This window comes from Deltaproteobacteria bacterium (genome assembly GCA_018668695.1).
GTDB lineage: Bacteria > Myxococcota > XYA12-FULL-58-9 > XYA12-FULL-58-9 > JABJBS01 > JABJBS01.
The window spans coordinates 1-14,084 of record JABJBS010000092.1; the positions used below are offsets into that span (position 1 = coordinate 1).

12 protein-coding genes are annotated in these 14,084 nt (G+C 51.7%); 6 read left to right on the forward strand and 6 right to left on the reverse strand.

The genetic code is table 11. From position 1 onward, the window contains the following. The 4 genes from lysS to bamA all read left to right on the forward strand — a co-directional run. A partial coding sequence (gene lysS / locus HOK28_04875; protein MBT6432402.1) for a lysine--tRNA ligase occupies nucleotides 1-288 on the forward strand: 288 nt, incomplete at its 5' end. Nucleotides 289-296: 8 nt separating this feature from the next. Then, on the forward strand, nucleotides 297-2,027 hold the full coding sequence (locus HOK28_04880) for an ABC transporter permease (protein ID MBT6432403.1): 1,731 nt from the start codon (nucleotides 297-299) through the stop codon (nucleotides 2,025-2,027). 2 nt (nucleotides 2,028-2,029) lie between these two features. Then, nucleotides 2,030-2,707 (forward strand): ABC transporter ATP-binding protein, encoded by a 678-nt coding sequence (locus HOK28_04885; protein ID MBT6432404.1) that lies wholly within the window; start codon nucleotides 2,030-2,032, stop codon nucleotides 2,705-2,707. Beyond that, complete coding sequence (gene bamA, locus HOK28_04890) at nucleotides 2,700-5,180, forward strand: outer membrane protein assembly factor BamA (protein MBT6432405.1); 2,481 nt, start codon at nucleotides 2,700-2,702, stop codon at nucleotides 5,178-5,180. The genes HOK28_04885 and bamA overlap by 8 nt, the downstream gene beginning before the upstream one ends. On the opposite strand, the gene HOK28_04895 is transcribed toward bamA, so the two are convergent. Continuing rightward, complete coding sequence (locus HOK28_04895) at nucleotides 5,177-7,672, reverse strand: hypothetical protein (GenBank protein ID MBT6432406.1); 2,496 nt, start codon at nucleotides 7,670-7,672, stop codon at nucleotides 5,177-5,179. The two genes, bamA and HOK28_04895, sit on opposite strands and share 4 nt — an antisense overlap. Nucleotides 7,673-7,796: 124 nt before the next feature. Between HOK28_04895 and HOK28_04900 the strand changes: the two genes are divergently transcribed. Further along, nucleotides 7,797-9,338, forward strand: a complete 1,542-nt coding sequence (locus HOK28_04900; GenBank protein ID MBT6432407.1) for a hypothetical protein — start codon at nucleotides 7,797-7,799, stop codon at nucleotides 9,336-9,338. On the opposite strand, the gene HOK28_04905 is transcribed toward HOK28_04900, so the two are convergent. Genes HOK28_04905 through HOK28_04925 form a run of 5 tightly spaced genes read right to left on the reverse strand, consistent with a single transcriptional unit; the run spans nucleotide 9,335 to nucleotide 13,487 of the window. After that, on the reverse strand, nucleotides 9,335-10,279 hold the full coding sequence (locus tag HOK28_04905; protein MBT6432408.1) for a Gfo/Idh/MocA family oxidoreductase: 945 nt from the start codon (nucleotides 10,277-10,279) through the stop codon (nucleotides 9,335-9,337). The two genes, HOK28_04900 and HOK28_04905, sit on opposite strands and share 4 nt — an antisense overlap. A gap of 8 nt (nucleotides 10,280-10,287) precedes the next feature. Next, on the reverse strand, nucleotides 10,288-11,109 hold the full coding sequence (lpxI, locus tag HOK28_04910; GenBank protein MBT6432409.1) for a UDP-2,3-diacylglucosamine diphosphatase LpxI: 822 nt from the start codon (nucleotides 11,107-11,109) through the stop codon (nucleotides 10,288-10,290). A gap of 3 nt (nucleotides 11,110-11,112) precedes the next feature. After that, nucleotides 11,113-11,928, reverse strand: a complete 816-nt coding sequence (gene lpxA / locus HOK28_04915) for an acyl-ACP--UDP-N-acetylglucosamine O-acyltransferase (protein ID MBT6432410.1) — start codon at nucleotides 11,926-11,928, stop codon at nucleotides 11,113-11,115. Continuing rightward, a complete protein-coding gene (lpxD, locus tag HOK28_04920; GenBank protein MBT6432411.1) occupies nucleotides 11,925-12,962 on the reverse strand; it encodes a UDP-3-O-(3-hydroxymyristoyl)glucosamine N-acyltransferase in 1,038 nt (345 codons plus the stop codon). The genes lpxA and lpxD overlap by 4 nt, the downstream gene beginning before the upstream one ends. Before the next feature lie 3 nt (nucleotides 12,963-12,965). Then, nucleotides 12,966-13,487 (reverse strand): OmpH family outer membrane protein, encoded by a 522-nt coding sequence (locus HOK28_04925; GenBank protein ID MBT6432412.1) that lies wholly within the window; start codon nucleotides 13,485-13,487, stop codon nucleotides 12,966-12,968. 136 nt (nucleotides 13,488-13,623) lie between these two features. Between HOK28_04925 and HOK28_04930 the strand changes: the two genes are divergently transcribed. Next, on the forward strand, nucleotides 13,624-14,084 hold a 461-nt coding region (locus HOK28_04930; GenBank protein MBT6432413.1), incomplete at its 3' end, for a hypothetical protein.

The window sequence follows — 14,084 nt, forward strand, 5'->3', positions numbered from 1 at the left end:
GTTGACCGTTTTGAATTGTTCGTAGGTGGTAAAGAACTCGCGAATGCATTCAGCGAGCTCAACGATCCTGTTGATCAGAAGGAGCGCTTTGAGTCGCAACTTGAGGCGCGAGCCGGTGGTGATGACGAAGCTCACCAGATGGATGAAGATTACGTCTGTGCGCTGGAGCATGGCATGCCGCCAACCGGTGGTTTTGGATTGGGTGTTGATCGCATGGTAATGCTTTTAACCGGTACCGCTTCGATTCGCGATGTTGTTCTCTTTCCGCAGCTTCGTATCGATAAGTGACACTTTGGATGACATGGGCCGTGTTCGGTCTGGTGCACTTAGCGGCCCTGGTATGGGTGTTGCGCAAGGTGCGACTGAAGCAGTTTGATACGACCCAGACTCTGCGCGGCATTGTTCTGGGACTCTTCTTACTGTTTCCCGGGGTCATGTTGTTCGAATTCTTGGGCCTTTCGCTCGAGCGTTCAGCTGGCGTAAGTCAGTCAATGATTGCCTTGGGAGCTCTGCTTTTAGGGGCCAGCTTCAAACCCAAAACCACGGGTATGGCCGCGCGCGAATTTACGGTCGCAGTCTGTTTTCTCACAGAGATCGGTGCAGGCCTTGGGTTGTGGATGGGGCAGTCTTTTGCGCTCTCTTCTCCATTCACTCGGCTGCTATTGGTCGTTCCTCCGCTGGTCTTGCTGCTGGGGTACCTTGGGCTGTCGGTTCGCTACCTTCTTGTAGGAAAAGGGAAGGGGCGCGGTTTTGGCTACGAGTCATTGGTGGGTCGCCGGTTTCTATTGTCAAAGTCGTCGCCGGCGCTTTCAGTCGTAACAGCCATTTCGGTTGTGGGCGTTACATTGGGCGTTTGGCTGGTTGTTGTGTCATTGGCCATCCTTTCCGGGTTTGAGCACGACCTGCGGCAGAAAATTATTGGAGCTCATGCCCATATTCTCATTCAGGACTCGCAAGTTAAGCCTTTTGACCTGACGAATGAGCTGGTCGACGCGCTTGCGCAAACGCCAGGCGTTGAGGCAACCGCTGCCTATATTGAGGGTGAGGTGGCCGTGGCCAGCCGCTCCAATTTCAACGGTGGAGTGTTGATGGGTATCGATGCCAAAACATCCCCCAAGGTTCTCAAGGTATTGGCAGGGCTCTCATCTGAATCTCTGGCGGGTTTAAAGGTGCTTTCGGGGGATTCTCAACCATCGGACGACCCCTTTGCGTTTAGCAAGCCTGTCCAGCCGCCGGGAATCATACTCGGCGCAGAGATGGCCCGCGCTTTATCCGTTAAGTTGGGAGATGACGTTCGGGTCATTTCTCCGATGCTGGAAGTACTCACGCCCGTAGGTCCGGCGCCTAAAAGTCGTGGGTTTAGGGTAGTGGGCATTTTCTCCAGTAAAATGTATGAATACGACAGCCGTTTTGCTTATGTAGATATCGAAATGGCTCGAACCTTTTTTGAGCTGGCCGATGGTCAGGTTACGGGCCTTCAGGTTCAGGCTGCCACCCCCGAAATGGCGCCCGATGTTGTGGCCAATCTAAGCCCGGTCATGAAAGTTCATAGCTTGGAGGCCAGGGATTGGCGGCGACGTAATCAGACCCTATTCGCTGCTCTCGAACTCGAGCGCGTCATCGCCTTTATCGTCCTTGCCTTCATCATCCTCGTGGCGAGTTTTTCAATTGTGACCACGCTGGCGATGTCCATTATCGAAAAAAGACAGGAAATAGCGATTCTCAAGACGATTGGTGCTCGAAGCACAGGCATTATGAAGATATTTCTGACTCAAGGGATGGTGGTCGGAGGTCTTGGGACCCTCATGGGCGGTATTTGTGGGCTCATTACGGTGTCTGGTTTGGAGCAGCTTGGCCTATGGATACCGGATGAAGTTTACTATATCGACTCTTTGCCGGTTCATCTGTCGGTAGCGGACCTCGTGGTCGTCATGGTCGCCGCATTGCTCATCGTTTGGGATTTTGCGATTTTCCCTGCGTTACAGGGCGCTAGCCTCGAGCCAGTTGAAGGTCTTCGGGAAGGTTGAACATGGATTTGATAGCAGTAAAGGACGTATCCAAGAGCTACATGAAGGGCCCCGAGACTATCGATGTCTTGCGTGACGTTTCTTTTCAAATCCGCGCAGGTGAGATGGTCTCCGTGATCGGCGCATCTGGGGCGGGTAAAAGTACGCTTCTCCATGTGCTTGGTACTCTTGACGCTCCTGATTCAGGAGAGATTTTTTATAAGGGTGAATCTCTCGCAAACCTTGGTGGAGAGGGCTTAGCCGACTTTCGTAATGAATCTCTTGGGTTTGTATTTCAGTTTCACCACCTTTTGCCTGAGTTTTCGGCACTCGAAAATGTGATGATGCCTGGCCTCATCGCTCGACGGGCCCGTAAGGAAACCCGGGAGCTGGCGGAAAATGCTATTGAAGCTGTTGGCTTAGCGCATCGATTGGGGCATAAACCCGGCGAGCTATCAGGAGGAGAGCAGCAACGTGTCGCATTGGCGAGAGCGTTGGTCTTGAACCCGCCCCTGGTCCTGGCGGACGAGGTGACCGGTAACCTGGATGAGGGAACGGGCGCGGCCATTCATGAACTGCTTTTCCGGCTTAATGAAGAACGGGGTACCACCATGGTCGTGGTTACTCACAATCGGAGCTTGGCGTCGCAGATGCCGAGACAACTGATCCTGGAAGACCATAAGGTGCGAGATTGTGAATAAAGTGGGTAGATTTGAATATCAAAAGATGGCCAAACGATTTGGCCTTGGCTGGTTGCGGCTCTTTTGCGTGGCTGCGCTGATATTTTCTGCTGCTTCGGCTCAAGCCGATGAGGCCAAAATCTCAGAAATTAATATCGAAGGCAATCGACGGGTTCAAGATAAGACCATTGCCGCAGCACTGACTTTAAAGGTCGGTGATAGCCTTGACCCAGTCCAAGTCACGAAAGATTTACGGGCTATTTGGGACAAGGGCTTCTTCAAGGACATTCAAATCCTTCAGGAAGTAACTGCCGCAGGTGTCGTAATTACCGTTCAGGTTTCTGAAAAACCTGCAATTCGCAAAGTGCTTTACAAAGGTAACGACGACGTTTCTGACGAAGATATAACCGAGGTCGTCAACGTTAAGCCCATGAAGATTCTCAATGTAGAACTTCTGAAAACCAACTCTCAAAAAATCCGTGAACTCTATGTGGATAAAGGTTTTTTTCTTGCCGACGTGGATCACGAAGTTTTACCCGTTGGAACAGATGGTCGCCGTGTGGATATCGTTTTTAACGTCAAAGAGAACTTCAAAGTCCAGGTGCGCCGGTTAACCATCGTCGGTAACTCACATTTGTCTGACACCGATATTAAGACGATGATCCAGACCCGTGAAGGCAATGAGATTTCATTCATTACGAAAAGCGGGACCTACAAAGACGAACACTTTCAGACGGATCTAATGCGGATTCAGGCGCTCTATTATGACCACGGATTCGTTTCTATTAAGGTCGGACAACCCACTGTCACGTTGACGCCAGACCGCCGCTATATCGATATCGTAATTCCTGTAGAGGAAGGCGTTAAATATTCGATTGGCAACATTACGTTCGCTGGTGAGATAGAACTCAAGAACAGCGAAGGCAAGGTCATCGTCACTGAGGATATTCTTCGTAAATTCATCGTCTCAACAAAGGGCGAGACATTTAAGCGAACAACCCTATTTGAAGACATCGGACGTTTGGCCAATGTTTATAAGAATATGGGTTATGCTTTCGCGAATGTAACGCCCAATTCTAAAATGCGCCCTGAGGACAAAGAGGTAGACCTCGAAATGTCCGTTCAAAAGGGCGACTTGGTTTACATTGACCGCATTGAGATTTCCGGAAACACCAAGACTCGGGATAAGGTTATTCGCCGTGAAATGCGAGTCTTCGAGGGTGAGCTCTACTCGGAAGCGGGCATCAATGCATCAAAGGCCCGAATCTTTCAGCTTGGCTTCTTTGAGAATGTTGAGATTAAACCAGCGGGTGGCGCTCAGAGAGATACCATGACCTTAGAGGTTGAGGTTAAGGAAAAGAGTACCGGCACCTTTCAGGTTGGAGCAGGATTCTCAAGCGTTGAAAGTTTCATTGCTACCGCACAAGTGGCTCAAAATAACTTCCTTGGAACCGGCCAATCACTGTCTCTCTCATTGCAGCTGTCTTTTGGTACCTTTGGACGCAAGTTTGGTTCTCTGCAGTTTTACGAACCATACCTTCTCGACTCGATGTTCTCGTTGGGCCTGAATGCCTATGTGACGCAGCAGTTTTACCGCGACTTTCAGCGGGCGGCCACCGGGTTCTCGCCTACAGTGGGGTACCCCATCACGCCAGATCTGCGCTTGAGTCTTGGTTACACCATTGAGCAAATTGAAATTAGCCAGAGTTCTGCCTTGCGGAGAGCTCACTATTTGGTTGATGAAACTGGCGGAATCAATTCTGCTATTAATACATCAGTGGCATACGATACACGTAACAACCGCCTTTTCCCAACCGCCGGTCAGTACCACCGCTTCAAGGCTGAAATCTCCGACGAGATTTTAGGCGCCGATGGTGAAATGGAGTTTTTAAGGCTTCAGTTGACGGCTCGGTATTATCAGCCAATCATCTGGGGCTTGGTGCTTAAGTTAAACGCCGAATTTGGATACCTCCACAGCACTGGAGAGGCTGAAAGTTCAGCTTCTGCCCCACGCCGGGCGCCCATCAGTGAGAGATTCTTTCCCGGCGGTATCTATTCTGTTCGCGGATTTGAGCCTCGTAGCCTTGGGCCTTGCGAACTCGCACCCCTGGACTCGATGGACCACTTAAGCCGCGCCGATTGCCTCAACGTAGGCGGGAACAAGCAGGCAATCTTCAATATCGAACTGGAATTCCCGATTTTGGAATCCGCAGGTATCAAAGGCGTTCTTTTCTTTGACGCGGGTAATGCATTCAACGATGACCAAGGTTGGTTCTATGCTGGAACCAGCGCTGAAGACCAGCCAGATGTGTTTATCATAGGTTCTGACACGGCAACCAAGCCGCCAATGGGCCTATATCTATCTACTGGTTTTGGGTTTCGCTGGTTCAGTCCAATTGGACCACTGCGCTTCGAATGGGGTATTCCAATTACGAAGAAGGCAACGACTGACGATAACCTAATCTTCGAATTCACCATCGGAAACTTCTTCTAAAAACTGGTAAGCGATTGCAGGAAGCTTAGGTAGACTGTAACAGGCTGGTGCGTTTCACGTTTTGCGCAGCGCGTGAGCGGAACACCTACGTCAACTACAATGGCTGCAGGGCTGATGTTGAGCGCATCGCCGATGAAGCGAAGTCCATATCCAACGTCATAAAACATTGGGCTACCACATGCGCTGTCGTGATTCGGAAGGTACGTCGCGTTCGCAAAAAATGCACCTTCCAGCCGCGTCCACATCAATGCGCCCCAAAAGTTAATCTTGGCAGCAGTGAAGAGTGCATGCCGATGCTCAATGGTGGCCAATGCTCGGAAAACATCACCACGCGCGGCGTCGGACTCGTATCCCCGCGAGCCTCGATAGAGTCCACCCAGTCGCAGGCTGGCTTGGTCTGGCGCGTTGCCTACCATGCCATCCACCCGTAGCCGGCCCATTAGGCCTTGCCTGCCTGGTAAGGGCAGGATTCCAAAGATAGCGGCGCTAGCAGTGCCATAGACGCCCGGTTCAGCAGTTGTGCGGTGGTAGCCAGTGCTGATGCTCGTATTCCAGCCGCGGCCTTCAAACGCGAAATAAGGACTGATGCGAGTGTCGTGACTGTAGCTGAGCGAAAGGCGTCCGAGGTGCCCGGTGGGTAAATCGATTCCCTCGTCCCGCAGATACGAATAAGCGGTGCGAATGCTTAGCGCATGTGAAAGGCGCAAGGCATTGAGCTTGGGACCAAATCCGTATGCGAGCGCGGCGCTGCCTCCGATACTTACGGGCGTGTAGTAGACCGAAAAACGATACCGGTAACGCAGGTCGTAAACCTGGCGTAAAGAAAAATCTGCCGCCAAGGATAATTCTTGATTGGTTACTGCAAAAAGCCCACTGATATTGTTGAGCAAGAAGCGCCAACGCGGGTAACGGTAATTATTATAGCGTGATTCCTCGCCGGTTGGATGCAGGTGTTCAACGAGTCGAGACTCAGGGTCGATGGTAAATTGAGCGTCGCCAGTTTCGAGTGGGAAAGAGAGCTTGCCCGGTCCAAGCCGTTGTCGACGTATTGGATTCCCGTCGATGGAGGATTCGACCGTTATCATGTCTGTAGCGCTCGTCTGACCTCTTACACCAACGCTTATATCGATGGCCTTTTCCGTTTTATGAATCGACTCAAGAAAGTAGTCCACTTGAGGGTATTGGGGCTTAAGCCAAGGCAGAAGTCGTTTGGTCGCCGGACGTCCAAAGGATTTCTCCAGAGCGGCGATGAAGGAGCTATTTGCCTTAAGGTAGTGCTGAACCAGTTGGAAGGTAGCCTCTGGCCCGTGTTGGTCGAGTAATTTTTCTTGAAGAAGTTTGCCTGGCGCTGTGTGGGCCCCAAACCGTGAAAGCTCAACATCAAGTCCCGTGCCCTCGTCTATAGAGAGAAAGTAGGTGCTGGCCAAAGATACCTGGGGTGCGTGGATAAGGGCGTCGATTTCCGGAATGACTGCAAACTTAGAAAGGACGTCAGTGGCCCATTCTTGTTTGCCATAATGGCCAAGGTAAATCTTTGTGCGGAGGCTAGAGCTTACAAAGTCGAGGACCCAGGATACATCCTCTGGTGCTTCCCGATTGACCACCTCATCACGTAGGGTTGCCTGCATTACATAACGCCACAAAGTGTTACGATGAAACCGCTTAAGACGCTCCCAGTCGAGAACTTGAAACGCTCGGTCGCTTATGAGGATTCCACCGTCGAAAGATTCACAAAGGGTTTTACGGCTTGGACCCATGACGAAGTAGATAGGGCGGCGGTCGCTATGTGTTGGCGGTGCGTAATCGTCGGCCATCTCGAGTGTTTTGAGGATCTCTCGTTCACTCGATGAATTGCCGCTATTGGTGATGTCCCGAAGGCCGTAAGGAATGTGCCTGTTTTGCTTTGCACTTGGGATCTGGCGATTTGCGATTAGGTGGTAGGGCCCTTTCTTATACACTACGAACGAACGGCTCAGGAAGAGCGGCAGGAATTTACCCTCAAAATCGCCTCGAATCGTACGTGCCGGTCCAGGCTTGTAGATCTTGTCACCAACCAGGCCACCAACCCCTTTGGGTAAATGTACAGTGTAGCTTATTGGGACAGTGCCGATAATGCCCTTTTTGGAAAAGACAGGGTGCCAGCCACCAAGTAGGTATCCTACTTCATTCAGCGCGCCGAGTGTGCCAGCGCGCGCGGGGAGAATCGAATGAAAATGATAGGTGTGCTCTGCGCCTGCGTCACGAACTGCCATGGAGCCAGGCACATAGCCTCTGGGGTAAACCCACGGTGTGTTGACGTCATCGAGACTTGCGGACTCCCGCTCGTTAAGCCATTTCATGTAGTTTTCAAGAGCCGGTTTGTCGGTGCTGGCATCGTGGCAGCGAACTTTCCCATCGACTTGGTCGAGGTTATCACCAATCTGTGCGTCCAACGTGATCTTTCCGCATGGCGTCATAACCAGCGCTGAAACCAAAAATAATATTGTATTCATTGAAAAACCGGGTCCTTCACAAATCGGCCAAGTGTAGAAGATGTTGCCAGAATCGTGGCCAAACAGCCAGCCTCACTTTTGCGGCTTGCGCATAGGGCGCCTCCTATGACTTACTGTTCTGACCATGGGTGATGAGAATAAAAGCGGCCCGAATGAGGGCATGGATGATGAGCTGATCGAGGATTTGGAACCACTTGAGAGTCCTCCGAAGCCGCCTCGAATCGCGCCGCCAAGCCTTGGCGTTACCGGTCCAAATCCCATCCAATCTTCTCTCTCGAGCGATGACGTTGAATTTATCGGTAAAGTCTTCGCCCAGGTTCGTCACGTTGATTTCAAGTCGCCAGCACCTGAGGGAAACCCGCGGTTAACAGGGATTGATAAAAAGCTGTTTGGGCTTCGCGAGCAGGTTCGAAAGTTGGAACGAGACCTCTCACGCGTATCCTTCGTATGGAGCTTAAAGCAGTCGGAAATCGATTCGGCGGCCGACTGGGTTCGTGCCAAGGATGAGGAACTCATTCGAGCGAAAAGCCAATTGGATGAGGCAAATGGGGAACTGTCCGGCCTAGAAGCCAAGCTCAATGAAGTGAGGGCAGAAGCAGAAGCCGAAAAGAATAGCCTCAATGAAAAAAATACGGACCTTGAAGATGAATCGAAAAACCTTAAACTCAATCTTCTCGCGATTCAGGAAGAACTCGACAAAGAACGTGAGGATTGGGCAACTGAAATCGAGTCGGCCCGAGAGTCGGCCGAGAAAAAATCGAGCCAAGCGTCCGATGAGATTCAACGTTCGCAGCGAGCTTACGACGCACTGAAGGGCTTATCGCAGTCGGAGAAAGAGGCTCACTCATTACAGCAACAGTCTTTGCGGTTGCAAAATGCAGAGCTTCAAGAGCGTCTTACGCAGGTCGAAATCAGAGAAATCGAGATCCATCGCAATACTGTTCATACGGCCGCATCCTTAAAGCAAAGAGATGCGGAGCTTGAGGCGAACTCAAAAACAGTATTATTGCTACAAACACAACTGGCCGCGCTTGAAGCGGCGTCAAAGAAAACGACTGAGTCTGCCTCTCAGACATCAGGTGAACTCCGCTCCCAGTTAGAGACACTTCAGCAGGCTCAGTCTAGTCACGACTCATCTATGGCAGAGCTTAAAGCTAAGCTTAAGGCAGCCTTGAGGGATGGTGAGACGGCGCAGGGGCGCCTGAGCGAAGTTGAGAAACATGCTGATGCGTTGGAACAAAGGCATGCAGCTGTTGCCAAGGACCACAATGAAGAACTGCTCCGACAGAGGACAACCTTTGAGCAAGCAAAAGCAGTCTACAGTAAGGATACGCACGCGGCCGAGCATGCTCGCAGGGAGCTGGACCGTTATCTTGAAGAGGCCCGCTCACGGCTCGTTGAGCAGGTTACTAAATCCGATGGATTAGAGGCTGAACTTCAAGGAGAGCAAATGGCTAATTTAAAGCTTGGTTCTAAAATGAAACAAGAACAAGAACTTAATCGTTCTAACCTCGAGACCATTCAGATGCTCCAGTCGAAGCTTCGTGAGGCGAACCAGTCTCTTACGGAGTCACAGTCGGGATTTGTGGAGCTTAAGGCTCGCCTAGACAGCAGTGAAAGTGACAAGAGTGCATTGGTCCGGCGCTTGGCAGACCTTGAGAACTAGCAAGGGTTTGCAGGGTTGGTCATAATGTCACGTACCGCGCAGGCTAATCTCAAAGCCCTCATCCCAGCTTCCCCGGAAACAACAGGCTCAGCCTCCGTTTGAATGCTTTGCACGAAGTTTTCGAGTTGTTTTGCGAGCGGGTCCCAGTCGGGAACGGTGACAGGCTCTCCACTAACAGCTCCCATTTTCTCACCTTCAGCGGGTGGCGTTAGTTTGACGGCCTTAACTTCTCGTTTGGCACAGTCAACAGAAACATAATGCTGTTCTGTAAAGAATCTTATTTTGCGACATGGTTCCATGGATACTCGGCCTGCCTGAAGCTCGGCAACTGTGCCATCCATGAATTCGAGTCGAGCCGAAGCCATATCCACCGAGTTGGTTAATACGGGAACACCTATGGCCCTCGCTTCACGTAATTCAGAACTCACCAGCGCAGCAAGTATGTCCAAGTCGTGAATCATGAGGTCCAAGATTACGTCGACGTCGATAGACCTTCCGCTGAATGGACTAAGCCGCTCAGACGTAATGTATCTCGGGTTAACCACAAGGCTCATGGCTGCACTTACGGCGGGGTTGAATCTTTCTGTGTGACCTACCGCCAACACGACGCCTTTTGATTTGGCGGCGTCGATGATTGTTTGAGCCTCTTTGATAGTAGGGGCGATAGGCTTTTCAACAAGCACATGCATGCCTAGATTGATGGCGGCGCAGGCGACATCTAAGTGTGACGAGGTCGTGGTGGCTACGATGACAGCATCCGCTGCGACTTCATTAAGCGCTCTTAGTGGGTGTGAACTGACCTCATCAGCTAAGGCCTGTGCTTTTGCTGTGTCTATATCGAATACGCCAACCAGCTCAGTGTTGGAGTTGGCTTGTATTTTTTGGGCGTGAAACCGGCCAAGGTGTCCCGCGCCCGCAACGATTAATCTTATGGGCTGCATGGTATTACTCATGTTTGGATAAGTCCGACGATGGTAATGCCCAGAGCGTCGGCCTTTTCAATAATGGACTGAGGCTCTAGCATAAGGGTGCGCCCGGCTTCTATTCCAAGTACTGTGATTCCGGCAGACGCCAGGTTCTCGATGGTCTTGGCACCGATGGCGGGTACATCAAAGCGCATGTCTTGGTCGGGTTTTGCGACTTTCACGGCGACGCCACCTCTGTGTTCGGTAAGTTCGCCAGCTCGTTTAATACAAGCATCAGTGCCCTCAATCGCCTCCAGGGCAACCACTGCTCCGGCCTTTACAATGACGGTTTGACCGATATCCAATTCACCTATTTTTCTTGCGACTTCGTAGCCGTAGCTTAGGTCGGTGAGGGCTTGTTGGTCTAAGTCGTGACCCGTTAAAACACCTTCGGGTGCCAAGCATTCAGGCATATAGGTTGTGGAGTCTATGATCTCGATCCCTTTGCTTTCAAACTCTCGAGCGATGGCTCTAAGCATCCCGTCATCTTTGCGGACTGCGGTTTGTGCAAGGAGTTTAAGAGCAGTCCAGTCGGGCCTAGCACCTCCAAAGAGCCGAGTCTTTCGGACTCCGCCGGCCATGGCTGCCTTTGTTATCGATGCGTTTTGGAAAATACGAATCATCTTGCCGAGCTGACCTACTTTTACAAGGTGGTAGCTGTCGACGTAGCTCGCTATGGTGGGTTCTGTTTCGCCGTCCATACCAACGGCTATAACCGTGACACCTTGCTCCTTTGCCGCTTTTGCGAAGAGGATAGGGAACTGACCGTTCCCTGCAATGAGTCCTACTGAGTCGGTTAGCGCCATGGCCTAAGCCTCGTAGTGTTCCGTGTTAGGAAGGGCTTGCCGGGCTCGGCATACGCCACGTGTAGCGCTGCGAATGAATGCACACATTTCAGCGACTTCAGATGATTCTTGGGCCAAGGTGCTTTCCGTTTGCTCGAGGGCGACCAGTCGTGCGTTTTCTGGGTGAAAGATTCGTTTAAAGGCCATGCGAACAGCTGCTATTTGAGGCTGCTTCCAGCCTGAGCGGCGAAGGCCAACTGAATTGATGCCCACGTGCTGTGCTCTGTCGCCTTGGACAATTGCAAATGGAACGACGTCTTGAGCCACCATCGCGCCGGCGGCAACGAAGGAGTTGCGTCCTACTCGGCAAAACTGATGGATTCCGGCGAGTCCGCCTACGATAACATGGTCGCCGAGTTCTACGTGACCGGCAAGTCCTACCGAGTTGGCTAGGATAACACGGCTGCCCAAGATGCAGTCATGGGCTACATGGGAATAGGCCATCATAAGGCAATGATCACCCACGCGCGTTTCGCCGTTGCCCGCCTTCGTTCCGAGGTTGAGCGTAGCGCCTTCGCGAATCTGGTTGTTGTCCCCAATGACGAGCTTGCTGTCTTCGCCTTCGTATTTTAGGTCTTGGGGAGCACCGCCGAGAACCGCGAAAGGGTGAACCGTATTGTCATCGCCCATGCTGGTGTGCCCTTGGATGCTTACATGGCTAATCAGCTGAGTGCCCTTGCCGATGGAGACATGGGGTCCCACAACACAAAGGGGACCGATGTCGGCGTCTGGGTGGATTTGAGCGCCTTCACTGACGATGGCAGAGGGGTGGATGCTCATGTTTTTTTCCGTTCTTTGTCCGTCGACGCGGCTTGAGCCCGCTCTATTTTTGAAATGGCACGACGCATTTCGGGGATCCTATCTCGATGAGCTTTGAATTTGAGCCAAGCTCGATGAGGCATGGATGGACTGCCTGCGTAAACAGCAGGTGTGTCGATACTGGAGATGACGCCGGCACGAGCCGCCAACATTGTTTTGTCGCAGATCGAGATATGACCGGTCACGCCGGCTTGTGCACCCATGATGACATGTTTGCCAACGGTGGTGCTTCCAGCGATGCCCGCTTGGCTTGCCATTACGCAATGTTCGCCCAGAATGACGTTGTGAGCAATTTGAACCAAGTTATCTATCTTAGTGCCTGCCCCAATCCGCGTTTCACCAAGCGTTGCGCGGTCGATGGTGGTATTGGCGCCTATTTCAACATGGTCGGAAATGACGACCTTGCCTACCTGAGGAATCTTGTGGCGAACACCATCTGTGTCTGGAGCAAAACCAAAACCATCGCTTCCGATAACAGCACCGCTGTGAACGATGACGTGCTTGCCTGCTTCGCTTGCTGCGAGCAACTTCACGCCAGGGTGGAGACGGCTGAACGCCCCAACACTGGCTCCAGGTCCAACGTAAGCTTGTGCTTCGATGATTGCCGACTCACCGATGACGGCGTTTTCCATAACGACGGCGTTCGGTCCGACGTAGGCTGAGGACGCAACCTTAGCGCTGGGGTCTACAAATGCACTCGGGTGAATTCCGGGGGGGTGAGTTGGCTGTGGGTACAAAATGCTTGCGATTTTAGCCACGGCTAAATAGGGCTCGTCGCATACGAGCTGATTGGCACATCCATCTGGGATGGCCTCCGCGAGGACGACGGCTCCAGCCTTTGTTTGATTAAAGGCTTTTCGGTAGCGCGCATTGGTGAAAAAGCTGAGGTCACTTGGCTCGGCCAAATGGAGTTCACGCAGCCCCAATACCTCGAAGCTGGGCTCTCCTAAAATGCGACCCCCAACTTGGTCCGCCAACTCTTGGAGGGTAGTCACGTTTTACTTCGTGCTGTAGTGCTGCTTGTAAAGCTTCACCACTTCGTCGGTGATGTCGCGATGGCGCTTGCGGTAAAGAACGCCAGGCTGAACCCGCAGAATCATGTCGTATGAATCTCGGTCGCCAATCTTGTTGATTACATTTACAACTTTGGCTTCAAGCTTTTGCATGAGCTCCGCTTCACGCTGTTGAAGCTCCTGTTGTAATTTTTGAAACTTACCTGCGAGTTCCATTTGCTTGTTACGCAAGGTTTCTTCTTTTTGTGCGCGCTTGTCAGCGGCCATCAAAGATTGCTGCTTCTTATAAGCCTCAACTTCACCCTCAAATTGCTTTCGCATTTTGTCGATGGTCTTTTGTTTCTTGTCGAGTTCGGTCTTAAGCTTTGTGATCGCACGCTTTGTGTCGGGCAAGTCACGTGAAAGTCTCTCATAGTCAACGAAGCCGATCTTCACTTTTGTGGCTGTCCCTGAGGCGAAAGCTGTTTGAGCCATTAAAAGGCTAAGAACAATAAACATCCAGCGCATAAAATACTCCGATTTTCTAAGCAGTTAGTGCGGGCGGTCTATCATATTGATAGGCCCCGTCAAGCGCTCCTTGAAGGACGCGTTGAATTACCAGACGCGGGAAATCTTTGATACATTCTCCAATGTGACTAATCAGATGCAATCATCGCCCAATGCTTTGGGCTTTATCCTCGTTGGAGAGGGCTACATCAGTCGCAGTGATCTCTATACGGGGCTTCGTGAGCACGAGCATGCCCAAGAGCCGCTTGGGCAGTCATTGGTCAAACTTGGACTCTTGGAGGCTGAACACCTTACGGACGCCTTGGCGCTGCAAGCACATTGTACTCGACTTCCTTCGGGGGAAATTCAAAAGCTGCTGAAGCAAACCCAGGCTGAGCGATGCGAGCATTGGGAGCAAGTTGAGGGACTGGCCGATGTATTGGTGTTCGGCGAGTATAAAGCGATTCTTTATATGGCAGTTACAGACGCGAGAGCGTTGCGGGTGTTGGATGAAGTCAAAGTGGTAGATGAGTTCGACTTCGCGGTTTTTGTGGTGTCAGAGCAGGATTATGTGAAATCGAAGGCCATTTTGGCAGGTGAGGAACCTGTCCCGGAGGA